The following is a 26,241-nucleotide window of genomic DNA, read 5'->3' on the forward strand; positions in this document are numbered from 1 at the left end:
GGGTCTTCAGTCTGTCGGGTCGAGCAGGGGGAGGAGTGCCGCCACCAGATAAAGGGAACCGCAGGCGACCGGCAGCCCCTCCGATTGCACAAGCCACTCAAGGTTTTCACTCAGCTCGTTGGCCCCTTCCTCGATGCCTGGGAGCTCTTGGCGCAGCTCATCAGCACTCCAACTGGCGTGCTCTGGCAATGGGACGACGCGCACCTGGTCACCGGGTTGCAGCAGTTGGCGCAGTAGATCCGGGGCGTCCTTGTGCCGTTGCATTCCGATCAACCAGCGCCGCTGAGTGGGCTCGAGTTCTTGGCGTAGGGCCGCGGCGGCGGGGGGGTTGTGGGCCCCATCAATCAGCAGAGCCTGGCCGCGGAACCGACGGAGCTCGAGGCGACCAGGCCAACGGGCCTGCTGGAGGCCGCGGCGGATGGCGTCATCCGGGATGGCCCAGCCCTTCTCCCTCAGGGCTTCTGCTGCGGCGATCGCCACGGCGGCATTGCTGCGTTGCAGGTCGCCATGGAGTCCTAAGGCCGGGCCCCCATCAGCTTGGCCAGGGAGGGGATCTCTCCAGCGCAGCTCGCAATCTCGCGCCGTTGCTTGCGCTTGAAGCACCGCGGTCACCTCAGGGGCCTGGGGGCCGCTGACGGCGATGGCCCCTGGATTCATGACGGCAGCCTTTTCTTGGGCGATGGCCTCGAGGGTGGGGCCGAGGTGTTCGATGTGGTCCAGGCCGATGCTGGCGAAGGCCAGAACGTCTCGCCGCGGGTGGACCGTTGTGGCATCGAGCCGGCCGCCGAGTCCCACTTCAAGGACGGCCAGTTCCACCTCGGCTTCAGCAAACGCGACAAAGGCAGAGACGGTGATCAGTTCAAAGGGGGTGAGGTCGTGGCGTAAAGCCACGGGCTGCAGCCGTCGCAGAAGGCGTTTCAGCTCTTCCTCTGCAATGGTTCCCTTGGGAAGGCGGATTCGCTCACACCAACTCAGGAGATGGGGGGAGGTGTACAGCCCGCAGCGCACCCCGGCGGCGGTAGCGATTCGCTCGACCATGGTGGCGATGGACCCTTTGCCATTGGTTCCAGCCACCTGCAGGGCGACGAAGCGCTGCTCTGGATGCCCCAGTTCAGCGAGGGCTGCTTCGATTCGGTTCAGCCCCAGGTCCACACCCCGGCGGCTGAAGGGAGCAATTAGCTCGCTGAAGGGGTCGGAGATGGACACGCCAGCAGAGCTTTCTCGAGTCGTTTGACCGCTAAGCGCAGATGCCGCGGTTGGATCGTCAGGGGGGGGACAAAACGCACCACATCGCTGCCGGCGGGTACCACCAGCAGGCCCTGGTCCATGGCGGCTTTGACCACGTCAATCGCCTTGGGGCCGTCGGCTTGCAGGACGAGGCCCTGCAGCAGTCCCCAGCCTCGAACACCTTTCACCAATTGGGGATGGTGCTTGGCTAGCTCTAGCAATAGCTGCTGCAGAAGCTCGCCCATCTGCTCGGCATGGGCCGGAAGGTTGCGGCGATGCAGTTCCGCGGCCACCGTCAGACCAGCGCGGCAGGCCATGGGGTTCCCGCCAAAGGTGCTGGCATGTTCACCGGGCTTGAGCTGATCCGCCAGGGCTTTGACGCAGAGGGCGCCGATGGGGAACCCGCCGCCGAGACCCTTGGCCAGGGTGAAGGCATCGGGCTCAACCCCGAGCTTTTGGTAGCCCCACAACCGTCCAGTGCGGCCAACGCCGACCTGGACCTCATCAAAGATCAGCAGGATTTTGTACTGATCACACAGGTCGCGCACCCGCTGGAAGAAGGTCACATCCCCGGGATTGACTCCCCCTTCTCCCTGCAGCGGCTCGAGCATGACGGCCGCTACGCGCGGACCGGCGGCCTCGCAGCGATGCAGCAGCGCCTCAAAGGCTGAGATGTCGTTGTAAGGGAAGTAGCGAAAGCCCTGCACCATGGGCTCAAAGCCCTGGTGGTACTTGGGTTGTCCGGTCGCGGTGACCGCAGCAAGGGTGCGGCCGTGGAAGCTGGCATGGGCCGTGAGGATGAGCGGGCCCCGTTCGCTGCTGGTGTCGATGCCTCGCACCACATGACCATGCTTGCGGGCGAGCTTGATGGCCGCTTCGTTGGCTTCAGCGCCTGAGTTGCAGAAAAAGACCCTGTCGGCGCAGCTGTTGTCGCGAATCCAGCCGGCCAGTTGCTCTTGCTCGGGGATCCGATAGAGGTTGGAGACATGTTGAAGCTTGCGCAACTGTCCACCAAGCGCCTTGCGCATGGCGCGGCTGCTGTGGCCCAGGGTGCAGACCGCGATGCCGGCCACGGCGTCGAGGTAGCGGCGACCCTGTTGATCCCAAACCCAGACACCCCGGCCGCGAACGAGCTCCAGGGGGAAGCGGCCGTAGGTGTTCATCACCGCCGTCTCAGCCGGCGATGTCGTGGGTGGGGGAGAAATAGGAGCGGTGGGACTTGAACCCACATGCCCGAAGGCGCTCGATTTTGAGTCGAGTCCGTCTACCAATTCCGGCACGCTCCCGCGCTTGCGACTCTAAAGGGCAGCGGGGATCAGCCGAGTCGGCGGATCGAGGCGCCGACCGCGTTCAGCTTCCCCTCGAAATCGGCGTAGCCGCGATCGAGGTACTCCAGCCCTTGGACCGTGGTGATTCCATCGGCGGCGAGGCCGGCCAGGACCATGGCGGCTGAGGCCCGCAGGTCCGAGCCCTGCACCGGAGCACCGCTGAGCCGTGGAACCCCTTCGATGAAGGCCGTATTGCCCTGGGTGCGAATGGCAGCCCCCATGCGCTGGAGCTCGGCGACGTGTTGCAGCCGGTTCTCAAAGATGTTTTCGGTGACGACGCTGTTGCCGTTGGCTGTGGCCAGGAGGCTCATGAACGGGGCCTGCAGGTCGGTGGGGAATCCGGGGAAGGGCTGGGTGCGTAGGTCAACTGCCTGAATCGTGTCGGCACTGATGGTTACGTTGGTGCCGTCAATCTCCAACCGGCAGCCCACTTCCTCGAGCTTGGTCAGCACGGCGCCGAGGTGATCAGTCACGACTGGCGCAACGGTTAGGCAGGAGCGCGTGATGGCTGCAGCCAGCAGAAAGGTTCCGGCTTCGATCCGATCGGGAATGACGGCGTAGTCCGCGCCGTGCAGCCGCTCGACCCCAACGATGGTGATCGTCGGGGTACCAGCACCGCGAACCTTGGCGCCCATGGCCAAGAGCAGGCCTGCCAGATCGACAACCTCGGGCTCAAGGGCCGCGTTTTCAATGACGGTCTCGCCCTCGGCGAGGGCTGCCGCCATCATCAAGGTCTCGGTGGCGCCAACACTGGGGCAATCGAGGTGAATGCGTCCGCCTCTCAGGCGGTGGCTGCGGCCTGGGACCACGGCGGAGACGACGCCGTGCTCAATCGTGACCTGGGCGCCCAGGGCTTTGAGGCCTTTGACGTGCTCGACCACCGGGCGCGTGCCGATCTGGCATCCGCCGGGAAGGGGGACTCGAGCGATGCCGAGGCGAGCCAGCAGGGGGCCGATGCAGAAGAAGCTGGCGCGAAGGCTGTTGACCAGCTCATAGGGAGGTGAGGACTGGCTCAACCCCGAGCCGTCCATCTCAAGGGTGTCGCCGTTGTGGGAGGTGGCGACACCGAGGGAGATCAAGATGTCGGCCATCCCTCCGATGTCGGTGAGGGGCGGCACGTTGCGAAGGCGCAGCTGCTCCGTGGTGAGCAGGCTGGCGGCCATCAGGACCAGCGCAGAGTTCTTGGCGCCACTGACACGCAGCTCGCCGGCCAAGCGGCGACCACCGGCAATTTCCAGTTGCGGCGTGAGAATCTGTTGAGACGGGACGAGAGTCGCGGTCATGGCTAAAGGCGTCCCGCCTGGGGGGCCTCATCCTGGCAACAACGAATGAGACCGGCAAGACGGCCGGCAAGCGAACTGGCTCGAAGCCGTTGCTGGCCTGGTTTGTGGCCGATTGATCCACTCCCCTGAGGAGGGACCTTGATGGGGTACATTTCGCTGGTCGCGCCAAGCGGCGTCGCCCACCCCTGCGGATGTGGCGGAATTGGTAGACGCGCTAGTTTCAGGTACTAGTGGCAGCAATGTCGTGGGAGTTCAAGTCTCCCCATCCGCACTGAAGGCTCCTCCCGTTGGGGAGGAGCTTTTTTATTGCTGATCCTCGAGGCTGTTGCCAGCTTTGGGGTCGGTGCCCAACCCAGCGCTTCCTTCTGTTTTTGAGTCGATGCTCGTTCTGAAGATCACCAATGCCCCGGAAGTGGTGGCCTCCAAGATGGGGCGCTTCCTCGAAGCCCTCACCCCTGATGTCTTCGATCAAAAAACGATCGAAGACGTGCTGATTAAGGAATTGATCAAGAACCTGCAGGCTGAGGGCCTCAAGGGCGAGGTGGCCGCGGTGCGAGGTCTCGATCTTGATGACAAAAATATTGTTGTGGGCGACGGCCTGCACGTGAGGCGCCACGAAACCTTCTGATGGAGCTGATCACCAGCCGCCGCAATCCCCTTGTTGGCCGGTTGCGTGCTCTGCATCAGTCGAAGGGTCGCCGCGAGCAAGGCTTGCTGCTGTTGGAAGGAACCCATCAGCTCCAAGAACTCCTCCGCCTTGGGCTGTTGCCCGAACAGTTGCTGGCGACCCCGGCTTGGCTGGAGCGCCATGGGTCCTTGCTGGAGGGCCTGGCTGACGACGCGTGTCTCCAGCCGGTCGGGGAGGCTGTCTTAGCGGCTGTGGCCACCACCGAAACTCCAGACGGGGTGGTGGCGACCCTCAAGCAAGAGGCGTTGCCAAAGACCCAAGGGCTGGGCTCGTTTGTTCTGGCCTTGGATCAACTTCAGGATCCCGGCAATCTCGGCACCTTGATGCGGACTGCCCTGGCCGCGGGTGTTGATGACCTCTGGCTGGGGGGTGGGGCCGATCCCTGCCAACCCAAGGTCTTGCGTGCCTCGGCTGGGGCGGCCCTGGCCTTGCCCCATTGGCGTGGCCTCGATCGGGCGGCCTTGGGGGAGCGCGTGGCGAAGGCGCGCGCTGCAGGTCACCAGGTGGTGGCCAGCTTGGTGGATCAAGCCGAGACGCATCCCTATTGGGAGCTGGATTGGACTCGCCCCACGGTGCTGTTGCTCGGTAACGAAGGGGCTGGGCTTCATCCCGAGCTCGCGGCCCTGGCCAGTCAGCAGGTGACCATCCCCCACAGCACGGCCGTGGAGTCCCTGAACGTCGGTGTGGCGGCCGCTCCCTTGCTGCTTGAGCGATGGCGGCAGCAACACAACTTGGGTTTGGGGGGCTGACAGGGGAGAATGCCCCCCAATTGGGCAGGCCTCAGGTGAGCGACGGCAGTTTCGACTTTGACGTCATCGTGATTGGCGCGGGCTATGGCGGCTTCGATGCTGCGAAGCACGCCGCTGAACACGGGCTGCGCACCGCGATCATTGAAAGCCGCGACATGGGCGGCACCTGCGTCAACCGCGGTTGCGTTCCCTCCAAGGCCCTGCTGGCCGCCAGTGGTCGCGTGCGCGAGTTGGCTGATGCGGAGCATCTCAAGGGGTTTGGCATCCACGCCGCTCCCGTCCGCTTTGAGCGCCAGAAAATCGCCGATCACGCCAACCAGCTGGTGGCGACGATCCGCACCAACCTGACCAAAACGCTGGAGCGCGCCGGGGTGACGATCATCCGCGGCACTGGCCGGCTGGAGGGTGCCCAGAAGGTTGGTGTGCGGGAGGTCAGCGGTGTTGATCGGGTACTGACCGGCCGCGACGTGATCATCGCCACCGGTTCGGATCCGTTTGTCCCCCCCGGTATCGAAACCGACGGCCGCACGGTGTTCACCAGCGATGAGGCCGTCAATCTCGAGTGGCTGCCCCGCTGGCTGGCCATTGTTGGTAGTGGCTATATCGGCCTGGAGTTCGCCGACGTCTATACGGCCCTGGGCTGTGAAGTGACGATGATCGAGGCCTTGGATCGGGTGATGCCCACCTTCGATCCCGACATCGCCAAGATTGCCGCCCGCAACCTGATTGACGGCCGTGACATCGACGCCCGCTCCGGGGTGTTGGCCAAGTCGATCAAGCCCGGTGCTCCGGTTCAGATCGAACTGGTGGACATGCAGACCCGCGAGCCCGTGGAGACCCTGGAGGTTGACGCGGTCCTGGTGGCCACTGGCCGGGTCCCCACCAGCAAGGAACTGAACCTGGAGGCCTGCGGCATCGAGACCAACCGCGGCTTTATTCCCGTGGACGATCAGCTGCGGGTCCTGGTCAACGGTGCTCCGGTCCCCCACCTCTGGGCGGTTGGTGATGTGACCGGAAAGATGATGCTGGCTCACACCGCAGCGGCCCAGGGCACGGTGGCGGTGGACAACATCCTGGGTCACCCCCGCACGATCGACTACCGCTCGATTCCGGCGGCCACCTTCACCCACCCGGAGATCAGCTCGGTGGGTCTGAGCGAAGCCGACGCCAAGGAGTTGGCGGCTAAGGAGGGCTTTGAGCTGGGCTCGGTCCGTAGCTACTTCAAGGCCAACTCCAAGGCCCTGGCTGAGCTGGAGAGTGATGGCTTGATGAAGCTGCTCTTTAACAAGGCCACCGGTGAGGTATTGGGCGCCCACATTTATGGACTCCATGCGGCCGATCTGATTCAGGAGATCGCTAACGCCGTGGCCCGCCGCCAGAGCGTGAAGCAACTGGCCAATGAGGTGCACACCCATCCCACCTTGAGCGAGGTGGTGGAAGTGGCCTACAAGCAAGCCGCCATGGCGGTCGCCGCCTGATTTCAATCACCCGATCGAGATGACCATGGAGATCCGCCGCAGGCCCCCGAACCCCAAGGTGAAGGTGGCCCACCTGGAGTACGCCTGTCCCCATGAGGAGGGCGAACCTCGCAACATCCTCGAGAAGATCGTCTGGGAGAAGGACCGCGAAGTGGCGGCGGCCCGTGATCGGGTCCCCCTGGATCAACTCAAAAACCAGGTCGCAGCTCTGCCCGCTCCCCGCGACTTCCTTGCCGCGCTGAAATCCGCCTGCCGCAAGCCGGCGGTCATTGCGGAGGTGAAGAAGGCCAGTCCGAGTAAGGGCGTGATCCGCGAGGACTTCGATCCCGAGGCGATTGCTAAGGGCTACGCCGCTGGGGGTGCCAGCTGCCTGTCGGTTCTGACGGACAAGCAGTTCTTCCAGGGGGGCTTTGAGGTTCTGGTGCAGGTGCGTCAGGTGGTGGACCTGCCGCTGCTGTGCAAGGACTTCATCCTCACGCCTTATCAGCTCTATCAGGCCCGGGCGGCTGGGGCCGATGCAGCTCTGTTGATCGCGGCGATCCTGAGCGACCAGGACATGGCCTACCTCCTCAAGGTGGCCAAGAGCCTCGGGCTGACGGCCCTGGTTGAGGTGCACGATGCGGCTGAACTGGAGCGGGTGCTGGCCCTCGAAGGCGCCCAGCTGATCGGGATCAACAATCGCGATCTGGCCACCTTCCACACCGATCTGGCGACGACCGAGCAGTTGATGGCGCGCTATGGCGAGCAGCTGCGCGCCAAGGGTTGCCTCTTGGTGAGCGAATCGGGGCTGTTTAACCGCGACGATCTCGATCGGGTCCAGAGCGCCGGTGCCGATGCGGTGTTGGTGGGTGAATCGCTGATGCGCCAAGACGACGTCACCCAAGCGCTGGAATCGTTGATTGGGGGCTGAGGCCAGCTGCCCGCTTGAAAACGGGCACAAAAAAGCCCCCGCCGAAGCGGGGGCTTGGTGATCTGAGGGGTGTCTGATCGGGATCAGACCTTGCGGGAGTAGTACTCCACCACCAGCAGTTCGTTGATTTCTAGAGCGACCCACTCGCGCTCGCACTTACCGCCGACCTTGGCGGTGAGCTTGTTCTTGTCGAGCTCGAGGTGAGGGGGGATGTTGGCCAGGCCAGGGAATTCCAGGTTGCCTTCAACCAGCTTCCGGCTCTGCTTGCGCTCACGGATGGCGACCACGTCGCCGGCCTTGCACTGGTAGCTCGCGATGTCCACGACGCGGCCGTTCACGGTCACGTGGCCATGGTTCACCAGCTGACGGGCACCGGGGACGGTGGGGCCGAAGCCGAGGCGGAAGCAAACGTTGTCGAGACGGTTCTCGAGCAGTTTCAGCAGGTTGGTACCCGTGGAGCCCTCTTGGGCACGGGCCTTTTTGACGTAGCGAACCAGCTGACGTTCGGAAATGCCGTAGTTAAAGCGAAGCTTCTGCTTCTCTTCGAGTCGGATGGCGTATTCGGAGCGCTTGCGACGGGCTTGGCCGTGCTGACCGGGGGGATAAGACCGCTTGGCGGACTTACGGGTGAGACCAGGGAGGTCTCCCAAGCGCCGCGTAATCCTCAGGCGAGGGCCGCGGTAGCGAGACATAGGAACTGATGTTCAGGTTGATCCAGACATGGCTTGCCTGAGAGCATGGAGTGGTGGTCCTGGGACCTCTCTCCACTGCAAGGCTTGATGCCACGCCAGTTGTCGATCTTATCGCTCGGCCTGAAGCGCCTATGAACGCCCTGCTTCAACGCCTGCTCCTGGCCCTGATTGGCTTCTATCGCCTGGCGATCTCGCCGCTGCTGGGTCCTCCCCGTTGCCGCTTCATCCCCAGCTGCAGCGCCTATGGCCTGGAGGCGATTGAGCGCCATGGCCCCTGGCGCGGCAGTTGGTTGACGCTCAAGCGCCTGCTGCGCTGTCACCCCTGGACGCCCTGTGGTTGTGACCCGGTGCCCGATTGATGGCGACTCTGGTGCTGGTGACCCGGGTGGGCTGCTGCCTCTGCGAAGGCCTGGAGGAGAAGTTGAGCGCTGCAGCGGTTTCTTTTGAAACGGTCGATGTCGACAGTGATCCCCAGCTGCTGGCCCGTTTTGATCTCGAAGTCCCAGTTCTGATTCACCGAACTCCAGATGGAGAAAGGGTTCTGCCTCGGCTTTCCCCCAGGGTGAGCGTCCCGCAGTTGGCCCCTTGGCTGGCCCAGCAGGGGGTCCTCTAACCCGGTTCCTTGGATTGTCTTGGTTGAGGCTCACGGGACTGGTCTCAGCGGCGACGTTTTCAGCGCAGAACCGACTTAAAACAGCGTTATCGCAACCCTCCTCCATGTCCCAACGGCTCCATACCCTGCTGCGACAGGTCGGGCTGGCGGTGCCCCCTGGGCTTGGGAATGTCGAGCTGGAGGGGGTGAGCTGTGACTCGCGCCGCGTTGGCTCCGGGACCGTCTTTGTCGGATTGCCTGGCGCCACCGTGGATGGCGGTGCCTTTTGGCCTGAGGCGCTTCAGGCCGGTGCGGCCTTGGCCGTGATTGGTCGCGCTGCCGCTGAGGCCAGGCCCCCAGCCGATGCCGACGCGGTGTTGGTGGTCTCCGATCCGGTGTCTCGTTGGGCAGGTTTGCTGGCCGCCGAGTTTTGGCAGCAACCCAGTCAGCGGATGGCCCTGATCGGAGTGACGGGGACCAATGGCAAGACCACCACGACCTATCTGCTTGAGCATCTGGCCAGCCGATGCGGCTACCCAACGGCACTGTTTGGCACGTTGATCAACCGCTGGCCGGGTCACAGCGTGACGGCACAGCACACCACCGCCTTTGCCGACGAGCTGCAGGCGCAGCTGGCCATGGCGGCTGAAGCCGGTTCGCGGATTGCGGCCATGGAGGTGAGCTCCCATGCCCTCGATCAGGAGCGGATTAGTGGCTGCCGCTTTGCCGGGGCGATTTTCACGAACCTGACCCAGGACCACCTCGATTACCACCCCTCGATGGAGGACTACTTCGAGGCCAAGGCCAAGTTGTTTGAGGCCCCCTTGTTGCGGTCTGACGCTCGGGCCGTGGTCAATGTTGATGATCCCTGGGGGATGCGCCTGGCTGAGCGCTTGGGCGATCGGTGCTGGCGTGCCTCTCTGGAGCCGGGTGCCTCAGCTGAACTGCGGATGGAGGCGTTGCAAATGGGTTCCCAGGGGGTCAGTGGAACCCTGATTACTCCGGTCGGCAGCGGAGCGTTCTCCTCTCCTTTGCTGGGCAAGTTCAATCTGATGAACCTGCTGGAAGCGGTTGGGGTCTTGCTGCAGCAGGGGCTGCCCTTGTCCTCGATGTTGGAGGCCCTGGGGAGCTTCAAGGGGGTGCCGGGCCGGATGGAGCGGGTCCAGGTGGCCCGGGTGGAATGTTGTGATTCCGGTTTGCCCTCGGTCTTGGTGGATTACGCCCACACCCCCGATGGTCTCGAGAGCGCCCTGAATGCCTGCCGGCCCTTTGTTGAGGGACAACTGATTTGCGTGTTTGGTTGCGGTGGGGATCGCGACCGCACCAAGCGTCCCCAGATGGCGGCGATCGCAGCGCGGTTGGCCGATCAGGTGCTGGTGACCTCCGACAACCCCCGCACGGAAGATCCCCAGCAAATCCTCAAGGACGTCGTGGCTGGGATTCCTGAGGGAGCGCAGTTTCGAGTCGATGCGGATCGGGCCCAGGCCATCGCCGAGGCCATCGCCATGGCCCAGCCCAAGGACCTGATCTTGATCGCGGGTAAGGGCCACGAGGACTATCAGATCCTTGGCACCAAAAAGGTGCATTTCGATGATCGCGAGGAGGCCGAGAAGGCTCTGCGCAATCGGCCTTGTTAGCCGAGGTTGTTGAGTGCTGCGATCAGGCCTTCGATTTCCGCGGCGGTCGTGCAGATGTGGGTGCAGGCCCTCAGGCAATCCGGTGAATCCAGGCGGCGGATCCAGAGCCCGGCTTGACCCAAGGCCTGGACCGCTTGGGAGGTCTCAATGCCCTCAAGCCGGAAGCTGACCAGTCCGGCAGGCGGTGGTTCTGGCAGCAGGGTTTGGCAGCCCGGGAGCGATTGCAGCCTTTCCCAGAGCTGCTGACTGCCCTGCCGGATCCTGTCCAGACGATCCTCGTCGCTTCCTTCCTCGGCCAACAACTGCAGGGATTGATGCAGTCCGCTGAAGAGGGGGATACAGGAGGTGGCGACTTCAAAACGGCGACCATCGCGGTGCCAGCTGCTGCCGGCGCTGCCCTCGTTCTCCAGGCTGCGCCAGCCAATCAAGGTGGGCTGGCCTTGATCGAGGACGCGCTCAGAGAGGGCCACCCCCCCTAGACCTTCTGGCCCGCAGCACCACTTGTGTCCTGTGAAGGCATAGATGTCGGCGGCCCTTGCCGCCTCCGCGACGGGAAGGCTTCCCATGGACTGGGCTGCATCCACCAGCAGCCAGGGTTGTTTGGGGTGTTGCTCGAGCTGAGCGGCGACCGCCGGGATGGGCATCACCGCCCCGGTGTTCCAGAGCAGGTGGGAGAGAACCACGAGCCGGGTCCGGGGGGTTTGGGCTGCTTCGAGCTGCTGCAGCACAGCGGACTCCAGTTCCGCCTGAGCTGTGGTCTGGCAGAGCGCGAGGACCGGCAATGTGGCCAGGCTGAGCTGGTGGCGGCGAGCCAGTTCCTGGCAGGCGGCGACGACTCCTGGGTGCTCGCAGTCACTGATCAGCAGTTCATCGCCGGCCTCCCAGGGCAAGCCCCAGAGCGGCAAGACACAGCCGCTGGTGACGTTCTCAGTCAGGGTCATCCGATGGGGGCCGACTCCGCACCAGCCGGCCAGGGCCCGGCGCAGCCGGCTCGTCTCCTGCTCGATGAACGGCCAGACATCGGTTGTGAATGGCCCGAGCTCCTGAATCGTTCTCCAGCTCTGGTTGATCGCCTCCAGCGATGGGGTCGGCAATGGCCCCTGACCGCCGTAGTTGAAGTAGGTCTTGTTGGCTAGTGCTGGACATAGATCCCTAAAACTACTAGCGTTTGCGTTGGTAGAGGCGTTGGTAGCGATGCCCAAAATTGCCAGCCACATCTACAAGGCACGTCAGTCTTACGTGCTCCAGCGGGCGGTGCCATCTGACGTGCGTCAGGTCGTCGGCAAGGCCACTTGGAAGGAGGGAGGGGGTAAGACCCTCAACGAAGCGAGAGCGCGCTTACCAGGCTTCCTGGCGAGGACTGACAGGGAGATCGCCATCGCTCGGGGGGAGCTGCAGCTGACGCCGGATGAACAGATCGACAGGCTTCCGCTGACTACTGATCTGAAGGATCCAGTCATGCAGGAGCTGCTCCTGGAGGGAGCACGGATCGATCCCGAGCTGACTCAGGCGCAGCGAGAGCGGATGGCGGCTGTTGTGACAGGTGATCTGATTCCAGATCCCGTCTACACAGCGGAGGATCTGATCGCCATCGCGACCAAGCTCAAACAGCCAGCCAAGCGCACTCTCGAGAGCTGGTGTAAGCAGCTCGATCTGTTCATGCAGTTCTGCGGAACTGGGTCACCGTTGTCCTGTACGAAGGATCAAGCGGCTGCTTATCGGACTCATTTACTTGAGCGCGTTAGTCCCAATACCACCAAGACGACCTTGAATTACCTGAGTGGTCTGTGGTCAATCCTTGAGGAAGTCAAGCCTGGTTCAAATCACATCTTTAAGGGTTTGGCTAAACGGATAAAAGTCGTTAAGTCGGATAAGGATGCTGAGGTGTTGCCAATTGAGCTGTGGTCTGGAAGCATTTATGTTCCGGTTTTTAAGATCCTCTATTACACCGGTGCACGGCTTTCTGAAATTGCTGGTCTAAAGGCGGATGACCTGCGGGATGACCGAATTCTGATTCGACCGAATACAGAGCGTTCCCTGAAGACCGCTGCCTCTGAACGTGAAATACCTCTACACCTCAATCTTGTTGAACTGGTTGAACCTCTTCGTTCACGTCAAGGCTTTGTCTGGCCTCAGCTTCAAGGAAGTGGCGGGCGTTGGGGTCATAACCTTTCAAAGCCATGCAAGGTGGTCACCGGTGTAAACCCACATGGTCTTCGTCATCGAGCTGCCACTCGCCTGCGAGAGATGAACTTCAACGAAGCGACTGTTGGGAAGCTTCTTGGACATGAGCCTGTAAGTATCACTGCTAGCTATGGCTCTGTTCCTTGGAGTCGCTTGGTTGAAGCTGTGAATGCTCTGTAGTGAGTCATTGCGTCTACTTGGTTCACAATCACCCCTCGAATGGACCATCGAAACCAGGACGAAGGCGAGTCAGCGAAGCAAGGCTTCTGTTAAGTGATCAGTCTGGGGTGAACGACTAGCTCGGTCCATAAATAGGCAAGCCGAAGATCTAGTCAGTGCAAGGGGTTTGGGTGGTCAGGGGTGTATACAGGGAGGAGGCGACGAGGAAGCATTAGTTGCGAGTTGGTCCCACCCCTATACAGGGAGAAGCGCAATAAGGGGTGTATACAGGAAGGATTTGATCCCCGGTGTATACAGGAGAGAGCGATCCCGGCCGTATACAGGAAGAATCTGGTCACCTGTGTATACAGGGGAGAACCAAAGGCACGCCAAGGATGGTGCTGGTCACAATCACCTAATCGTCAAGGCAAAGACGTTAAAACCCGACGAATGGAACCGTCGTTAAAGAAAGGAGCAGCTCCGAATACCAACCATGACTGGTTGGAGTAGGTCGTTGTTCGCGTTGTTGGACGCCAGGGAGAACAAGCCTTCAGGCAGCTTGTAGTAGTACCCGTTATCCAATCCCGTCAGTCCGACACATTGACACTGTGGCGGCACCATGAACTCAGGTGAAACCCATCAGCAATGGTGGGCTAAACGGTTCGTGTTTACGGAGTAAGTGCTACAGGCGGAGCCTACGGCAACACTTCCCAAACCGAATCTAGGTGAACTAGCTAGACAGTTAGTTGATCCCAGCTTGCCACCAAGCCATTTGCCAGGACGAGTTACCAGCAGGTGGCAACCAAAAAGTTTCAACGTGGAAAGAAATGAACCTATCGACAATTATCAATCCAACTAGAGAAGATGGTGGTATGGACCAACGCTTCACTGGCCTTGCAAAGGAGATCGTCAGCAGGGCAGGAGAAGAGTGCATCACAGACTTAACTCGTCTTTATGAATGCACGAATAACGCCGAAGCACGCTACGAAAAAGCGGGACTGGCTTTGGTTACAAGCTTCTTTCAGGTCGAAATGGAGAAGTGGCAACGCAAGACCTTCTTGAAGCGACTTCGAGAGTGTCTTCAAGAAATAGGGTTTAAACCATCCAAAGTTTCAAAGTTAATAACAGCAGGTGAGTTTATTGCAGCAGAGTTAAAGAACATTGAAGGTATGAGCGATGAATGGTTTGGCTCGATAGCAGAGCTAGAGCAATGGAAGACAGAACATGTTGCATATTACCAATCTAATGGACTTTCAAGTCTTTACCTACTAGCTCGAATGAACTGGAAGGGACAGGTTAATGCACGAAATAGCTACACAGCATCTGAAGGTAAGCCGCTAACTGTCCGTGAACTTGAGAAGCTGCAAGCAAGATATCCAGCCGAAATCACAGGAAACCGATCTCGTAAAACCAAATTTAAGAAGAGGGTCGTCGAGGAGGTCCAAACAAGGGATCTGGTCACCCAGCTGGTGAAGACGGTTCAAGCTATTGACTGGGCAAGCATCCAGGACGATCAGGAGTCAATGGATCTCCTGAGCAGTGTCGGACTCAAGCTGAACCATATGGCAGAGCTTGTCGACCAGTGGAAACATGCACCAGTCACACTCACAAGTCGATATGAGCAGCTGGAGATGGAACTACATCTGAAGGCATAAGGGGGGTTGCAAGGGTTGATACAACGGATGGATAGTGGCAACCTTTGGCTTACCTGAAGAAAGTCTGCCGTGGGTAACGCAGAGAGGATTACGATCGAGCTAAGCGAGGATGTCTTGACAGCTTTAGACACGCTGAAGCAAGAACTTGGCCTTAGAAGTCGTGGATCATTGATTGAGAGGCTTTTGACGGAGTTATTACTTCCAGAGGACGAAAGTCAAAGAGGATAGATCATTGCATTAATCATGATCTTCTCGAATTGCCTTGAATGCATCTGCTCGTTGAAGCATTTCATCCAGTTTTGTTTTTGAGGTTACAGCTTCAAGTGTGTCATTGACCAAGACGCAAATCAGCTCCCATTGGACTTGGTTCAAGAGTTCGTCTTGTGATTCAAAGATATAACCGTCGACTGGAGCAATCAGCTTATTCATTTGGCAAAGCGGAGTACTAATTAGTTTTTACTCTGAACCATGGTTTGTTGTATACACAGTTTCCATCATCTGCAAATTTCGTAATGTCACCTGGATAAGTGGGGTCTTCCCAGGTTTCTGGACTGAGCCAGCTTTGATAGTAGCCAGGGCACAAACGATCTAAAAAGCCAACTGGTCGGGGAGCACAGTTAATGCAAACTACAGTATCTACTGGCCATAGTGGTGCTTTTGCAGCAAGGTAACCTGCCTGGGCATCCGATTGATCTTTAAATAAGAAACAGATCCAACTCTTGCTAGGTACTTGGATTAATGAGACTTTTGCATTCCCTTCGTTGAAGGAGCAAAAGCCATATCCAATTGCAAGGCCATTGATCCTGTCTTTTTCGTAGAAAGAAATTCTTGAGGCTGATTGCAACCTTTGTAAGTTTTTTTCCCTGCTGCTGCCACCCTTCGCAAAATAGAGGTCACCTGATTGGACTCCTGAGGGGGCGTGAAAATAGCCAACCTGTGGGTCGGAAATATCCCTATGACCAAGAGGAGCTATTGGAGGGTTTTCAGCAACTTCTTTTGCTGAGGGTACAGAGGATGTTCCTATCTTGCAACTAGCTAGAAAGACGACTGAGATGAAGAAAAGACCAGCGCGCATAGCCTTTGAGTAAAATTGTCGTACCATTTAGTCCATTCATGTCAATACATCGTCATGAGCTTACTCTCGAAAGTCAAGAATGGGGCCATTGTCATAGGCCTGTTGACGTTCTTTGCTGCTTGCCAGTCACTCCCCCTTATTGGCGACCGCAAATGGAGCCGAATGGTCGAAAGCAGTATTGAGAAGAACGGTCTTACTTGTATTGCTACATCCACTGTGGCGGAGATATTTAATCCAATCACCTGGTTTGCATCTCCCCCTACATACTATTTATCCGTAAAGGCTGCTGATGTCAGTCCCATACCAGGATATTCGAATGCATTTGCTGTCGAGCATAGATATGCATCGAGGCGCAAAGAGAATGATGGAGGCTCATCTAACGAATATGGTTCGACCCTTTATTACTATGATGTCGAGGAATCTAAGGTTGCCTATATTGGACCCACGGACGATAAGGATCTATCGGCAAAGGACAAGCAAGAGTTCTTGTCAAACATGCGAAACCCAGACTGGGAAAAGCCGATGTACTCGCAGAAAGATGTTCTTGCTTGGCTGAAGCTTGGAGCTCCAAGCCAATACGACAAATGCAAGTCCTGGTAAAGAGTTCCCGTATTGGCAGGCTAGTTAAGTCGGGAGTCTTGCCTTCCTTATTATCAGAATTGATTTAATAATCGTCTTCTTGAGCAGTCTCGGTAAACCGGCACAATTTCGTCCATCGTGAGTGAATTGCGCCATACACGGACTGAGTCTTTGCTTGCCCTTTGAGCTCACCGTCTTCGATGAAGACACTCTCGGCTGAGACTTCAACTAGCTCAGCCTCGCTGTTGGTTGTGAAGAGGCCTTCCTTGCACTGTGCAAACCACCAGCTCTTGGATTCTGGCGGTCCGACTCTTGCGCCACCTTGCTTCCAGGCCCAACTGTCTGATTCTGAGTCGTACTCGTTAACCCAGACCTGGGACAGCACCTCGACCCGTAGCCAGTCGTCCTTGATGACTTCTGGTTCAGACAGCTGAAGGTTCCGAACAAGGCAGCCAGCGCCACAGCCGTAGCGAGCCATCACATAGGTCGGCTCCTCATCGGTCGAGCTGACGTTCTCTTGTAAGGGAGGCTTGTCCCACCCAGCTTTCCGTTTAGGCATCTCCAAGCTGCCGATGGCCGCATCAACGGCGATGTCTGCTGGTACTGGCAGAGGGACGTAGGTCTTGACCGCTCCGCTGGCAGCTGACTTCAACAGGTTGAACAGCGGGAATGCTTCGACAGGAGCCGACAGGGAGCACAGACTCAAGGCAGTGGCAGCAAGCAGTGAGCGGTTCATTGCTGCATTCTGGTTGGCAGCAGCCGATGGTCTACAGGACGCAGACGCTCATCGTCGGTCAAGTCCAGCTAGATGAGTGGAGTGAAGGCGTCGGTGTCTAGCCACCCATGCAGCGTCCTATACGTTCCACCGACATCGGCTCGCCATATTGGGAGAGTCCGGAATTCGTATTTAATGCCGGTCTTGCTACACAGCTGAGTTGTACCACGGCAAAGAGTCCAACAGGCAATAGCGACAGACCGATCACCGCCAAAGCGATGCCGGTTCCAGGTGAATGGACATTCGCTGTGAACCATGGCTTCTGTGGCATGCCATCCTTCTCCCAGTTCCTGGTTTTATACGTCAATGGAGAACAACGACGTGAAGTCGCTGTGTCAGATCCTCCCTTGTAATGTAGACTGGATGTCTGAACGCACCCGTCATCAGAGAGAATCGCCGCTCTCTACGCATTCATAGACGGTGCTTTTCACGCTGGCGAGATTATCGATGGGACGTATCAGTTTGCTGCCGATCTGATTCAGCTTCTAGACCCTGACTAGCAAGATATTGATGTTGTTCCCATGCCAAAGAGCTCTCCGCTATGAGCCCTGAAGAGTTAAGAGAATTCAGGCGTGAAGACCTGGAGCTATGGGAGCAGGAGAGTCCCGGGACCTTGGGAAGACGATTCGAGGTGGGAGAAGGGAATCTCTTCGCAAACCTTGACGAGTTAATTGTCGAGACTGACTTTGCCTTTATTAGAAACCAAATATTGCCAATGTACTTGGGCTTAAGACCGATTCCCGGAAAGGCCGAATCATGACTGATCTTGAATTCATTGAAGCACATCCTGGAAATCGGGATTTCGAAAGGATCAATGCTTTGGTTTGTATTGGATGGGGACACACCTCATCTTCGGCAATTGTTGAACAGCCTGTAGCAGAGATGGGGATTTCTGAAGATCGTAGTCATATCTGGTGTAATTGGGTCGCAGGCAGCCTGCATAGCAACTTGTACGAATTTCATGGAGAAGGCAAAGTGATAGATAAAGGCTCTGAAAAGAGTTGCGATGTTTCCAGGCTGGCAGGAGGTCTCGAACTTGCTTTGAACGTTCTGGAGCAGATGACAGATATCAACAGGGATTCAATGCTTAATGTAGTTCTTGAAGAGATCTCTTCGTAAGAGTTGGTCTTTAGCCCCCGTTTCTGTGTGACTGCTGCACGCAGGCAGCCTCTAATCTCCAGGCTCCGTGCAGACTGACTTGTATTGACCTTGGCATAACTCGAACAGAGTCTGATTAAGTTTTTTGGGTGGGTCGTCAAAGAATCCCTCTGCCATTAACACTGCCATAAATCTTGCAGCTTGCTTAGATGGGAACTCAATGGCTAGCCATGTGATTGCTGTGTTGTGGCAATCTTTCATGGCTGATGACAAGGTAAGATTCTTGTAGTCCTCTGCACTTAGCCCATTCCTCTGAGCATCTAAGACTCCACTCCAGTGACTCTTCCAGGCATCGTCGCGAGCATTCTCCAGCTTTATCTTTGCCAATGTGCCGGCACCTGCGCGGTCAAATAAACCCGTCTCAACCAGGCATCTTGACTCGGCAAGCGACTGGATCTGATGCTTGTCTAACGATTGTGGCTGGTTAATTCTTGTTGTGCATCCAACTAAGGCTGTGAGGACGATAGCACTTGCGAATAGGTGCAGCTTAATCATCAGCGGTAACCCTCTATGAATGCATCCATTCTTGTTCTTATCTCTCTTTCCATAATCGGCTGACATGTTTGCACTGACTGCGACATCGAATCACCAGAAATGATTGAAGCCGCAGAGCATTGACAGTAAAGCTGCATCGAGGGTCTCATGACGTTCTCGACAAAGACTGGGTAAGCGGTGCCAATCTCGTCTCGAGCACGCAGAAAACGTGGATCGCTAGTTGTCTTTTTAAGCATATTCTCAACGCATTCTCGATCTCCCCATCTGGCGAAAGAGTTCTTCGTCTTTTGATCCATTCCACTCGCGATATTGTTCGCAACGTGTGGCTTATCAGCTGACACTTTCTCGCCTCTAAGATTGGCACGCATGGTCTGAGAGATGAGGATGTCTGCTCCAATCCCGATTACAGTTAGTAGTTGCTTCTTCATGTGTCTAGCCTATTCGTGTGAATAAGAGTTGTATGGGTGAACTCCTTTCGCATCTTCAAGGAGTGCTGGGATTGAGTTCTTGTCTCCAAATACTGCTACAACATATCCCGTAAGCGTTGCAGCAAAACCCGTCCAGACTTCCCATGCTGGTACCGCCTTACCGTCAAGCACTCCTGGCTGACCGGAAAGTAGTGCAGACATGCCTAGTACGTAAATGGTCAGATAGATCCCGAACAGCAGCGATACAAGAATTCTGAAGTTTGTCGGCTTTAGGGTTGGAGGCGCCACCCAGGCCATTGAGAGTATCTGGAAGTAACTTAACGTGAATGATTTGACAAACACGATCCATGCGCCATCGGCGCCGCCTCCCCACCACCATCCTCCAAGTCGTATAAGTAGCTGAATGGGAAGCGACAGTAGTGAGCCAACTAAATAGCCTAGCGGTATAAAAAAGATCCACCTGAGAGCTGTCATCTGAAGTATGGCTCTAGTTCTTCAATTATGCCATTGTGGGACTATCTGGCCTAGTCTGTAGTCCTTGTCTTGATTCTGCCTAGGGATTGGTCAGTGCTCTTTGGGTGAAAACCTGGAGTTCGGCCAGCTCTTAGACGATGATAGTCCTGTGACATTTCGGGCCAAACCAAGTTGGGACTGGTCACCGATGCCGAAGTTCTGGACTCAGGCCGCGTCGTGGTGAAGCACCACCGCCGGATGCTGCGATTCAACGCCGAGCAGCTGTGGCGGAATCTGATCAAGCAGGGATGGCAGCGGGTGCCCCCTCAGTGGTGAGAGCTGTATTAGTTAAGAGGCAGAAGATGCCAGGTATTGGAGGCTGATTTGCTGGCTTATGGGTGTGACTGAAGAAATAAAAAGCCCCTGCGCTTGCAGGGGGATTTGGGTGGTTAGCCTGGCAGTTCAGGCAGCCCACACCACGAGTTTAAGTAGATTATATTTTATTTAATTAGTGCCAGCTTTATTAGTGTAGCAATACCCTGTCCAACAGCCACGCCAATCACGCAGGCTCCGGTTCCACATATGTCATGAACGCGGACATCTCGGTAGCTTGGTGTTGATGTTAGGGCACTAACTGCAGCATTGGATTTCGGTGTTTCTTTGCCAGGGCCACCATTTGTATTGAAGCGCCACTTAATGTCAGCTGAGAAGCGAGTGTCAAATGAGTCGTCGTAGGAGAGGTTTGCACCAATAGAGACCTCGTTGTTGATGGCGTAAGCAAGGCGTCCCAGGATGCCGACATTGTCCACTTCTGGATTGCCATCGTCATCAACGTCTCCGTTTTGGTAGTAACCACCGAGTGATGCCAACAGTGACGGAGTGACGTTGTATCCAGCATCTAAGCCAACAGTTGTTAGCACGCCTCCCTTGTAGACGGAGTTGAGCTGTTGGTCGACTTCGCCAGTTGGGATAAGCCCGTAAGCGTTAAAACGCCACTTATCGCTCACCGCTTCTGCATTGACAGCAGCCTGCTGGAAGAAAGCCGTGCGTGAGGCATAGACAGGGATGCCTGTATCAGCAGGACCCGTGCTCATTGGTCGGGTGTCATAACCCGCATTCAATCCATACATCCAACTGCGGTCACCGTTGAGCCAGCGATAGCCCAGGCGGGATGAAGTGGAGATGGTGGTGCCAGCAACGGTGGTGTTGATGATGCTGGAGGAGTTGTTGATATCAGCGAAGTTGGCATTCGCCAGGACGTCAGCAAAGAAGACGCTGTTGCTGCCGACCACCAGTGGAAGGAAGCCACCCAGACCTGCTTGGTTGGGCGTGCCAGCGGCTTGGGTTTGACCTTGGATGCCGACTTGAGGTTTGACGATGTCCTTGAGCTGAATGCTCATCACACCCAGGTCACTGGCAGACCCTTGAGCTACGGCAGGCTCGGCATTGACGGAAGGGAGGGTTGCAAACGCAAAAGCCGTTGCAGCCGCAGCGCAAAAGGGTCTTGTGAGGGACATCGAAAAGGTTTCCCTCACGAATCAATTTGCATCAAATTGCATCGGCGACAGCCCGCTTCAGCGGCTTAGGGGTCAGTCGCTTTATCGGCGGCTCCGACCTTCGGCATGGAGATTGACGAAAGGGGTCACTGCCTTGATCAATGATGGGTGATGCACTTAGGGTGTGTTCGCGAAATTCCGAGCAGGCCACCTTCGCGGATTCTTCGCTACACCTGTAGCGCCTGTTGAGTGAGTCGCTACAGGCTGTGGAGCTTGGTGCTTCCACTCAGGCAGCTCCTGCTTGGTGCCAATAACTTCACCGCTAGTACGCATCAAGCCAGGCATAAAAGTAATCACAAAGAAGATCACAGGTAGACCAACGACGAGCCCGCCAACGAATACATAGCTAAGCGCAAGTTCGCTCCATGACATGGTTCCAATCTCCTGCTCACCGATGAGCCAAGCCTAAGGGCGATGGATTCCGAACTTGTTAAGACTGCATTGTCGAGATAGATCTCCTTCATATCTGCTCCAACATGCAGTATCGCGTGGGTCTCATAGATCTTCTGTTGGCTGTCGTATCGGAGCCGTTGCTGACTGGTTGGGATTGCGACTCCTTTGCGTATCTCCTTCTCGTTTGGATTACGGATGAGCGCAACATGGCAGTGAGCTGTGCGGCATCGATAAGGAATCTCTACATACAGGCAACTAACGCAAAAACCACAGCTGCAACAGGTGCGCGTTAGGCGCAGAAGCTAACGCGGCAATTAGACATGCAATAAATAACTGACCGATATCTCTGCAAATGACCCTCAAGCCGAGAGACGAACACGAATAGTTCAAACACAGATTTCTGAGGCCAATTCACGTACCCACAAGGACTCCAGTTACCCCATACCGGGTGTCCGTTCGCTGGCATGAGCTGGCGACACCACTACAGCTAGTGCCAGCGTTAGCCGGTTACTGTGCGACCTTCCAATGAACCCAGCCGTGCTCACCCGCCACGACCAGCTGGAGCAAGAATGGCAGCAGCGTCTACTGATGCAACCCAGCAGCGGACAGGTAAAAAAAGAGACGGGTTCCACCCCGCCTCGTCAATCTCCCTTACCCGACCCGAAGGCCGTGAAGTGATCATCCGGCCGCCGTTCAAGCGGTGATGTGCTGTTTGTAACCGGCTGAACGTTTTGTGTGGGACTCAGGACCGCCGCAGGACGAGTTCAGGCAGCTGGCGAGGTGTGCATACCAGCAGCAGCTCCGATACATACCAACGGCGGCTCAAATGCCGCTCAGCGCCTTAGATGCGGCTACCTCCGCACGAAGTGATCAACGCGCTGACCTAGTGCAGGTGACTAGCGAGCAAGACCTGGGTCTGTCGATGCACCCGCGTTGCCGCCGCCAATCCCTGTCGGGACACCTGCTGGGTACTGCATGACCTGACGAGCTGATGGAGGGAGGTTTCCGATTCTCCTAACCGTGGCCTCCCCACCTGTAGTGGTCTTCAAGCCGCTACCGACCAATTGAACCGCCAATGAGACCAGCGCAAAGACGCCGATAAAGACACCACCGATTGCCCAAGGATTGACGTGAGATTGGTGGAGCGTCGAGTTGTGAGCCATAAAAAGGGAGGTTCACTCTCCTCTCTTTATGTAGTCGCGGCTACCAACCTGGCGTGAGTATTTGAGCTCGTCTCTGCAAGTTATGTTCGCCGGTATACAAAAGATTGGAAGGCACGATCAACGGAAATGCAAGCGCCGAAACGCCATGCGCAAAACCAAGAAAAGCCGCCAGGGACACCACTTTTCTCATATCTAGACCCTTAAGAGAATCTAAATATTGACATGGATGGGCCGCCGGCCTCGCGAAAAGCGCCAACAGCTCCCCGACCCACTGCTCAGTAGCGGGGAGTGTTGAGGTGGGGGAGCTTGGCACTCCCCCGTCTCGGATCACGGGGTTCTCTCGGACCGTGTCCTCAGCGGTTATGGCCTTAGTTGGTTCAGGAGTGCAAGGGGAACCCGTCGCGACTTCCCCAATAGGGAGGAAGTTGTTCGTCTCCATCGCCGTTGGCGTCGGCCTCCGGAACATTTCGGCTCAAGTACAGGGCGTTGGCATAGCCCTTTACGACAGTGCATCCAGCAGGACCGCATACGCGGTATTCGTTGCGCCCCAGGGGTTGAAGTGTTCCTTTTCCTGGAGCTGGTTCAGACGGGACGAATCGGAGATCCATCAAGACTTTCGCAACCGAAGTCAGTCCTACCGCCTCGGAAAGAGACCAGCTTGATATAGATGATACAGATTTTGCAATTGTTTGCGTGCTGCGCCTTGTCCCTCTTGAGCGGCGGCGCTTGCAGCTGGCAGCTCTAAAGCTTTAGCGAACTAGTACACCTGAGCATTGCGATTAGGTTTGTCGTCGCAGGTAGGCTCGCCGATCTGCTCAAGGACGTCTCCGTCGCTAGTGACCAGCCGATAGACGCGGCCTGTGACTCGTGATTTCGCCAGTGCTGTCAAGTAGGCCTTGAAATGATTTCTTTTGCTGCCCTCGTCTTGCCAAGGCTCATCGGTGCTGCAGCGGCTTTGGATCAAGACAGCCATGGTGCAGACGGACTTGTTTCCCTGAGATAACGATGCCTCGTCGTCATGTTGAGATAGGAGAAATACCGATCTGCTTTGGGATTCACGATTCACTCGGATTCTCAAGGGGAGCGTGGGATGAGCTGTTGGTTTCCTGTAGTTTCTTCATTCGCAAATGGAGACATTGCTTGCAGGTAAATCGAGGCTTGAGACGATCTCCACAGCACTACGACCTTTGGCTGTATGCCATCGCCAGGCTCTGAATTGAGCGTCGCGGACATAGAGAGGCGCCAACTCGCTTTGCGTGACTGTCCAGACCTTTTTGCTCTTCCCCGCCGCTGCAGTGACCTGGTCATCGACTACCAGAGTTCGGCGCAAGCAGATGTGGATCAACGGATTAAGGGCGGTTCACGGGAAGACAAGCGTGCCGCTTAGCTCGTGCTGAACACCTTGTGTTTTGCAGGTGTTCGCATGTTGCTGATATCGCTTGCCCAGGCTCTTTCCCTTGGGGACCAATAAGTATCCACTACATGCAGTGTTCCGTGTAAGGCGATACCTCCTGGGACGCTGTGCATGGCGTGATCCCAAGGAGATTCCGTTGTTTTTACCCAAGTCAGTGGCGCCGATTGACCTTGTGCATCCCCTCCACTGAGAAGCTCGTGTTTTCCATCGAAAGACTGACCAGCACAGGCTGGAGACAAACCGAAGAACATCCCGACCACGATCTTGCCCACTTGCACGCACGGCTCAAGAACTTCGCGGATGGTTCCACCTACAGAGTCATTGACCCTGACCAGACCATGGTTTGCCTGTTCGCAGGCGGCGCCACGGAGTGTTGGGCAATGGACCACGTCAAGGTGGGGTGAGTCCAGGCTTGCCTCGGCGAAACAGCTCCCACCGCTTCTATTCGGCCGCAACGCCAGTGCTATCACGCAACGGCTCCCTGTTCATAGAGGTCGACGGCGCGATCGCCGATCTATGTGCAAGCTTCGGGAATGGAAACGAGTTTCAGTGCCCGTCCGAGCGATGAGGATTTAGCCCTTTTGTGGCCAAAAACCCCCTACAACTGCTGGATAGGTGGCGACTTTGTGTTGCCTTGCAGGTGTGAGCTGTGCGCTGCTCACCGACGCTCACGTTGGGACGAAGAAGACGAGTAGCGCCAACAGCTCCCAACCAACTGCTTAGTAGTAGGGAGTGTTTCTCAGCAGTCGGCCACGGGTTTGTCGTCGCCCTGCCGGATGTACACGTGGCAAGACGGTTCTGGCTTCTTCCAGGACCCTTTTTGATCACCGCAACCGTTGCGCAAAGGAACAGCGCAATGAGGATGCCGTCAGTGAGTGGTTCCATCAACCTCTCCTTCCCTGTCTCTGGTTTAGCCCTGGCAGGGAACTAAGACCGGCAAAGGCTCGAAAGGCAGGCTGCTGCTGGAGTTGTCTTCTTTTGGCGCACAATCTGGCGCATACTGATTGATGTTTAGGTGTTTCCGGGGCTCTGCTTCCCTCAAGAAGCCTTGCCATGACTAGACGCCCCCTGTTGGATTCGAACCAACGACCGGCTGCTTAGAAAGCGGTCGGTCGAGGCTCAAACACAAGCCATTGCAAGGGCTTTAGGTGAGACGTGGAGGCTTAGGGTGAAGTCTGGGTGAAATCTCGCCCCTCACGCATCCACGCCACCAGCAGTACCTGGTTCTCCTCGGTGACCAGGGCACTTCAGATCGCAAGCAACGCAAAACCTCCTCAAGGGTCAAACGGACTGTGTGCGTAGGTCCCAAGGTCCCTCTCGCACTGCTGAAATGACATCAGCAGTTCGTCCAGCAAAAGCCTGACCCGTGGCGCTTGCTCATTGGTGGGAGCCCCGGTCAGGGGCTGTACCCCGCCTCAGAGGTTAACGATGGGACCTGTCCAGAAAAAACAGACCACCTCAAGCTCACCAAGGCCAGTAGCTCAAATAACGAAAGACGCAACCCGGCAAAAATCAATCGCAGAATTCGAAGTATGTCGAAATATTGAGCCTTTGCTGCAGGCATGGACTTAATTGTCTGAGGTGGCTAAGCGTAGATGAGCATTGGACTTCATTTCCGAGGATCTTTTGTGTCTTCAATGAAAAAAGTAATTGGTTTAGGATTTATCGCAACCCTTCTTGCTCTGAGTTCGAATCCGAGTTTTTCTCAATCCAGAGACCAAGTTGTTCAGCTTCCAAAAGTATGGACAGGACTTCAAACAGCTACAACTTTTGGGACGCCAGCCAAGCTTCATTCAAGGCATCCTTTTCATGTGGGAGCAGACAAAGCCAGCAAAGGTTTTGATCACTTTACGGATTCCGGATTTAAGCTTTTAATCACGCGTCAGGAAGGGCGTCATCTGGAGATCGAGTTCGGGAATTCTAGGCACAGCTTAGCTGCAGTCGGTACGCTTTCATTTGACGGCAAAATGATGCTGGTCAAATCTCAGTTCTTCACCATTCCCTTCACTATTAATGGAAACAGAATCAGCGGTTGCGGCGGCGCCAATGGCAACGACGGCACTTTTGATCATTGGCTAACCAACTATGCTGCGCTGTGTTTTGAGGCCCAGGCACAACCCTAAGGGACCCTGCCTGTACGAAACAAAATTGGCATGGGTGCCCCTTATAG

26 protein-coding genes and 2 tRNA genes are annotated in these 26,241 nt (G+C 57.0%); 15 read left to right on the plus strand and 13 right to left on the minus strand.

Annotated elements, in window-relative coordinates:
* Positions 1-6 precede the first annotated feature (6 nt).
* From ACLM42_RS01615 to murA, 4 genes are all read right to left on the minus strand, one after another.
* Positions 7-1,206 (minus strand): bifunctional folylpolyglutamate synthase/dihydrofolate synthase, encoded by a 1,200-nt coding sequence (locus tag ACLM42_RS01615; protein WP_415399523.1) that lies wholly within the window; start codon positions 1,204-1,206, stop codon positions 7-9.
* The gene (locus tag ACLM42_RS01620) at positions 1,176-2,390 is read right to left on the minus strand and encodes an aspartate aminotransferase family protein (RefSeq protein ID WP_247911635.1); all 1,215 of its coding nucleotides are present in this window, start codon (positions 2,388-2,390) and stop codon (positions 1,176-1,178) included. The genes ACLM42_RS01615 and ACLM42_RS01620 overlap by 31 nt, the downstream gene beginning before the upstream one ends.
* A gap of 41 nt (positions 2,391-2,431) precedes the next feature.
* A tRNA-Leu gene (locus tag ACLM42_RS01625) sits at positions 2,432-2,513 on the minus strand.
* Between the two features lie 29 nt (positions 2,514-2,542).
* Positions 2,543-3,838: a UDP-N-acetylglucosamine 1-carboxyvinyltransferase gene (murA, locus tag ACLM42_RS01630; protein ID WP_415399524.1), complete on the minus strand. Its 1,296-nt coding sequence runs from the start codon at positions 3,836-3,838 to the stop codon at positions 2,543-2,545.
* Positions 3,839-4,025: 187 nt separating this feature from the next.
* On the opposite strand from murA, the gene ACLM42_RS01635 reads away from it, so the two are divergent.
* From ACLM42_RS01635 to trpC, 5 genes are all read left to right on the plus strand, one after another.
* A tRNA-Leu gene (locus ACLM42_RS01635) sits at positions 4,026-4,109 on the plus strand.
* A gap of 108 nt (positions 4,110-4,217) precedes the next feature.
* Positions 4,218-4,466, plus strand: a complete 249-nt coding sequence (locus ACLM42_RS01640) for a hypothetical protein (protein ID WP_415399525.1) — start codon at positions 4,218-4,220, stop codon at positions 4,464-4,466.
* Positions 4,466-5,275, plus strand: a complete 810-nt coding sequence (locus ACLM42_RS01645; RefSeq protein WP_415399526.1) for a TrmH family RNA methyltransferase — start codon at positions 4,466-4,468, stop codon at positions 5,273-5,275. Before ACLM42_RS01640 ends, ACLM42_RS01645 begins: the two co-directional genes overlap by 1 nt.
* A 35-nt stretch (positions 5,276-5,310) precedes the next feature.
* A complete protein-coding gene (gene lpdA / locus ACLM42_RS01650; RefSeq protein ID WP_415399527.1) occupies positions 5,311-6,753 on the plus strand; it encodes a dihydrolipoyl dehydrogenase in 1,443 nt (480 codons plus the stop codon).
* Positions 6,754-6,778: 25 nt separating this feature from the next.
* Positions 6,779-7,663: an indole-3-glycerol phosphate synthase TrpC gene (gene trpC / locus ACLM42_RS01655; RefSeq protein WP_247911963.1), complete on the plus strand. Its 885-nt coding sequence runs from the start codon at positions 6,779-6,781 to the stop codon at positions 7,661-7,663.
* 83 nt (positions 7,664-7,746) lie between these two features.
* Here the strand turns inward: trpC and rpsD are convergent, their stop codons facing one another.
* A complete protein-coding gene (gene rpsD, locus ACLM42_RS01660) occupies positions 7,747-8,355 on the minus strand; it encodes a 30S ribosomal protein S4 (protein ID WP_415399528.1) in 609 nt (202 codons plus the stop codon).
* A 131-nt stretch (positions 8,356-8,486) separates the two neighbouring features.
* On the opposite strand from rpsD, the gene yidD reads away from it, so the two are divergent.
* The 3 genes from yidD to ACLM42_RS01675 all read left to right on the plus strand — a co-directional run bounded on the left by yidD (position 8,487) and on the right by ACLM42_RS01675 (position 10,584).
* Positions 8,487-8,714, plus strand: a complete 228-nt coding sequence (gene yidD, locus ACLM42_RS01665) for a membrane protein insertion efficiency factor YidD (protein ID WP_247911625.1) — start codon at positions 8,487-8,489, stop codon at positions 8,712-8,714.
* Complete coding sequence (locus ACLM42_RS01670) at positions 8,714-8,968, plus strand: glutaredoxin family protein (RefSeq protein ID WP_247911624.1); 255 nt, start codon at positions 8,714-8,716, stop codon at positions 8,966-8,968. The genes yidD and ACLM42_RS01670 overlap by 1 nt, the downstream gene beginning before the upstream one ends.
* Positions 8,969-9,072: 104 nt before the next feature.
* Positions 9,073-10,584, plus strand: a complete 1,512-nt coding sequence (locus ACLM42_RS01675; protein ID WP_415399529.1) for a UDP-N-acetylmuramoyl-L-alanyl-D-glutamate--2,6-diaminopimelate ligase — start codon at positions 9,073-9,075, stop codon at positions 10,582-10,584.
* Here the strand turns inward: ACLM42_RS01675 and ACLM42_RS01680 are convergent.
* Positions 10,581-11,801, minus strand: a complete 1,221-nt coding sequence (locus ACLM42_RS01680; RefSeq protein ID WP_415399530.1) for an aminotransferase class V-fold PLP-dependent enzyme — start codon at positions 11,799-11,801, stop codon at positions 10,581-10,583. The genes ACLM42_RS01675 and ACLM42_RS01680 overlap by 4 nt on opposite strands.
* On the opposite strand from ACLM42_RS01680, the gene ACLM42_RS01685 reads away from it, so the two are divergent.
* The 3 genes from ACLM42_RS01685 to ACLM42_RS01695 all read left to right on the plus strand — a co-directional run bounded on the left by ACLM42_RS01685 (position 11,779) and on the right by ACLM42_RS01695 (position 14,810).
* The gene (locus tag ACLM42_RS01685; RefSeq protein WP_415399531.1) at positions 11,779-12,948 is read left to right on the plus strand and encodes a tyrosine-type recombinase/integrase; all 1,170 of its coding nucleotides are present in this window, start codon (positions 11,779-11,781) and stop codon (positions 12,946-12,948) included. The genes ACLM42_RS01680 and ACLM42_RS01685 overlap by 23 nt on opposite strands.
* A 725-nt stretch (positions 12,949-13,673) precedes the next feature.
* Positions 13,674-14,582 (plus strand): hypothetical protein, encoded by a 909-nt coding sequence (locus tag ACLM42_RS01690; protein WP_415399532.1) that lies wholly within the window; start codon positions 13,674-13,676, stop codon positions 14,580-14,582.
* 69 nt (positions 14,583-14,651) lie between these two features.
* Entirely contained in the window at positions 14,652-14,810 is a 159-nt protein-coding gene (locus tag ACLM42_RS01695) for a ribbon-helix-helix protein, CopG family (protein ID WP_415399533.1), read from the plus strand.
* Between the two features lie 9 nt (positions 14,811-14,819).
* On the opposite strand, the gene ACLM42_RS01700 is transcribed toward ACLM42_RS01695, so the two are convergent.
* Both ACLM42_RS01700 and ACLM42_RS01705 read right to left on the minus strand, forming a co-directional pair.
* Positions 14,820-15,011: a hypothetical protein gene (locus tag ACLM42_RS01700; RefSeq protein ID WP_415399534.1), complete on the minus strand. Its 192-nt coding sequence runs from the start codon at positions 15,009-15,011 to the stop codon at positions 14,820-14,822.
* A 16-nt stretch (positions 15,012-15,027) separates the two neighbouring features.
* Positions 15,028-15,657 carry a hypothetical protein gene (locus ACLM42_RS01705; RefSeq protein WP_415399535.1) on the minus strand — a complete coding sequence of 210 codons (630 nt, stop codon included), beginning with the start codon at positions 15,655-15,657 and terminating at the stop codon, positions 15,028-15,030.
* Positions 15,658-15,759: 102 nt separating this feature from the next.
* Here ACLM42_RS01705 and ACLM42_RS01710 point away from each other — a divergent pair, with 102 nt between their 5' ends.
* Complete coding sequence (locus ACLM42_RS01710) at positions 15,760-16,257, plus strand: hypothetical protein (protein ID WP_415399536.1); 498 nt, start codon at positions 15,760-15,762, stop codon at positions 16,255-16,257.
* 64 nt (positions 16,258-16,321) lie between these two features.
* Here ACLM42_RS01710 and ACLM42_RS01715 read toward each other — a convergent pair whose 3' ends face one another.
* Positions 16,322-16,972 carry a hypothetical protein gene (locus ACLM42_RS01715; RefSeq protein ID WP_415399537.1) on the minus strand — a complete coding sequence of 217 codons (651 nt, stop codon included), beginning with the start codon at positions 16,970-16,972 and terminating at the stop codon, positions 16,322-16,324.
* Positions 16,973-17,767: 795 nt separating this feature from the next.
* Here ACLM42_RS01715 and ACLM42_RS01720 point away from each other — a divergent pair.
* A complete protein-coding gene (locus ACLM42_RS01720; protein ID WP_415399538.1) occupies positions 17,768-18,130 on the plus strand; it encodes a hypothetical protein in 363 nt (120 codons plus the stop codon).
* A gap of 51 nt (positions 18,131-18,181) precedes the next feature.
* Here ACLM42_RS01720 and ACLM42_RS01725 read toward each other — a convergent pair whose 3' ends face one another.
* Together ACLM42_RS01725 and ACLM42_RS01730 are read right to left on the minus strand one after the other, a co-directional pair.
* Positions 18,182-18,730 (minus strand): hypothetical protein, encoded by a 549-nt coding sequence (locus ACLM42_RS01725; protein WP_415399539.1) that lies wholly within the window; start codon positions 18,728-18,730, stop codon positions 18,182-18,184.
* Positions 18,731-19,101: 371 nt separating this feature from the next.
* On the minus strand, positions 19,102-19,566 hold the full coding sequence (locus tag ACLM42_RS01730; RefSeq protein WP_415399540.1) for a hypothetical protein: 465 nt from the start codon (positions 19,564-19,566) through the stop codon (positions 19,102-19,104).
* Between the two features lie 219 nt (positions 19,567-19,785).
* Here ACLM42_RS01730 and ACLM42_RS01735 point away from each other — a divergent pair, with 219 nt between their 5' ends.
* Positions 19,786-19,881 (plus strand): DUF1651 domain-containing protein, encoded by a 96-nt coding sequence (locus tag ACLM42_RS01735; protein ID WP_415400109.1) that lies wholly within the window; start codon positions 19,786-19,788, stop codon positions 19,879-19,881.
* 164 nt (positions 19,882-20,045) lie between these two features.
* Here ACLM42_RS01735 and ACLM42_RS01740 read toward each other — a convergent pair whose 3' ends face one another.
* Together ACLM42_RS01740 and ACLM42_RS01745 are read right to left on the minus strand one after the other, a co-directional pair.
* Positions 20,046-21,062 carry a carbamoyl-phosphate synthase L chain gene (locus ACLM42_RS01740; protein ID WP_415399541.1) on the minus strand — a complete coding sequence of 339 codons (1,017 nt, stop codon included), beginning with the start codon at positions 21,060-21,062 and terminating at the stop codon, positions 20,046-20,048.
* Positions 21,063-23,414: 2,352 nt separating this feature from the next.
* Positions 23,415-23,630 carry a hypothetical protein gene (locus ACLM42_RS01745; protein WP_415399542.1) on the minus strand — a complete coding sequence of 72 codons (216 nt, stop codon included), beginning with the start codon at positions 23,628-23,630 and terminating at the stop codon, positions 23,415-23,417.
* A gap of 2,036 nt (positions 23,631-25,666) precedes the next feature.
* Here ACLM42_RS01745 and ACLM42_RS01750 point away from each other — a divergent pair.
* Entirely contained in the window at positions 25,667-26,194 is a 528-nt protein-coding gene (locus ACLM42_RS01750) for a hypothetical protein (RefSeq protein WP_415399543.1), read from the plus strand.
* Positions 26,195-26,241 lie beyond the last annotated feature (47 nt).

Origin of the sequence: Synechococcus sp. W4D4 (assembly GCF_047716805.1) — a bacterium.
Classification (GTDB): domain Bacteria; phylum Cyanobacteriota; class Cyanobacteriia; order PCC-6307; family Cyanobiaceae; genus Vulcanococcus.

Bases quoted from the DNA above. Each gene is read 5' to 3' on its own strand.
- ACLM42_RS01620 (WP_247911635.1), bottom strand. From the start codon at position 2,390: ATGAACACCTACGGCCGCTTCCCCCTGGAGCTCGTTCGCGGCCGGGGT.
- murA (WP_415399524.1), bottom strand. From the start codon at position 3,838: ATGACCGCGACTCTCGTCCCGTCTCAACAGATTCTCACGCCGCAACTG.
- ACLM42_RS01640 (WP_415399525.1), top strand. From the start codon at position 4,218: ATGCTCGTTCTGAAGATCACCAATGCCCCGGAAGTGGTGGCCTCCAAG.
- ACLM42_RS01645 (WP_415399526.1), top strand. From the start codon at position 4,466: ATGGAGCTGATCACCAGCCGCCGCAATCCCCTTGTTGGCCGGTTGCGT.
- trpC (WP_247911963.1), top strand. From the start codon at position 6,779: ATGGAGATCCGCCGCAGGCCCCCGAACCCCAAGGTGAAGGTGGCCCAC.
- rpsD (WP_415399528.1), bottom strand. From the start codon at position 8,355: ATGTCTCGCTACCGCGGCCCTCGCCTGAGGATTACGCGGCGCTTGGGA.
- yidD (WP_247911625.1), top strand. From the start codon at position 8,487: ATGAACGCCCTGCTTCAACGCCTGCTCCTGGCCCTGATTGGCTTCTAT.
- ACLM42_RS01670 (WP_247911624.1), top strand. From the start codon at position 8,714: ATGGCGACTCTGGTGCTGGTGACCCGGGTGGGCTGCTGCCTCTGCGAA.
- ACLM42_RS01675 (WP_415399529.1), top strand. From the start codon at position 9,073: ATGTCCCAACGGCTCCATACCCTGCTGCGACAGGTCGGGCTGGCGGTG.
- ACLM42_RS01685 (WP_415399531.1), top strand. From the start codon at position 11,779: ATGCCCAAAATTGCCAGCCACATCTACAAGGCACGTCAGTCTTACGTG.
- ACLM42_RS01680 (WP_415399530.1), bottom strand. From the start codon at position 11,801: ATGTGGCTGGCAATTTTGGGCATCGCTACCAACGCCTCTACCAACGCA.
- ACLM42_RS01700 (WP_415399534.1), bottom strand. From the start codon at position 15,011: ATGAATAAGCTGATTGCTCCAGTCGACGGTTATATCTTTGAATCACAA.
- ACLM42_RS01705 (WP_415399535.1), bottom strand. From the start codon at position 15,657: ATGCGCGCTGGTCTTTTCTTCATCTCAGTCGTCTTTCTAGCTAGTTGC.
- ACLM42_RS01715 (WP_415399537.1), bottom strand. From the start codon at position 16,972: ATGAACCGCTCACTGCTTGCTGCCACTGCCTTGAGTCTGTGCTCCCTG.
- ACLM42_RS01720 (WP_415399538.1), top strand. From the start codon at position 17,768: ATGACTGATCTTGAATTCATTGAAGCACATCCTGGAAATCGGGATTTC.
- ACLM42_RS01725 (WP_415399539.1), bottom strand. From the start codon at position 18,730: ATGTCAGCCGATTATGGAAAGAGAGATAAGAACAAGAATGGATGCATT.
- ACLM42_RS01730 (WP_415399540.1), bottom strand. From the start codon at position 19,566: ATGACAGCTCTCAGGTGGATCTTTTTTATACCGCTAGGCTATTTAGTT.
- ACLM42_RS01740 (WP_415399541.1), bottom strand. From the start codon at position 21,062: ATGTCCCTCACAAGACCCTTTTGCGCTGCGGCTGCAACGGCTTTTGCG.
- ACLM42_RS01745 (WP_415399542.1), bottom strand. From the start codon at position 23,630: ATGGCTGTCTTGATCCAAAGCCGCTGCAGCACCGATGAGCCTTGGCAA.
- ACLM42_RS01750 (WP_415399543.1), top strand. From the start codon at position 25,667: ATGAGCATTGGACTTCATTTCCGAGGATCTTTTGTGTCTTCAATGAAA.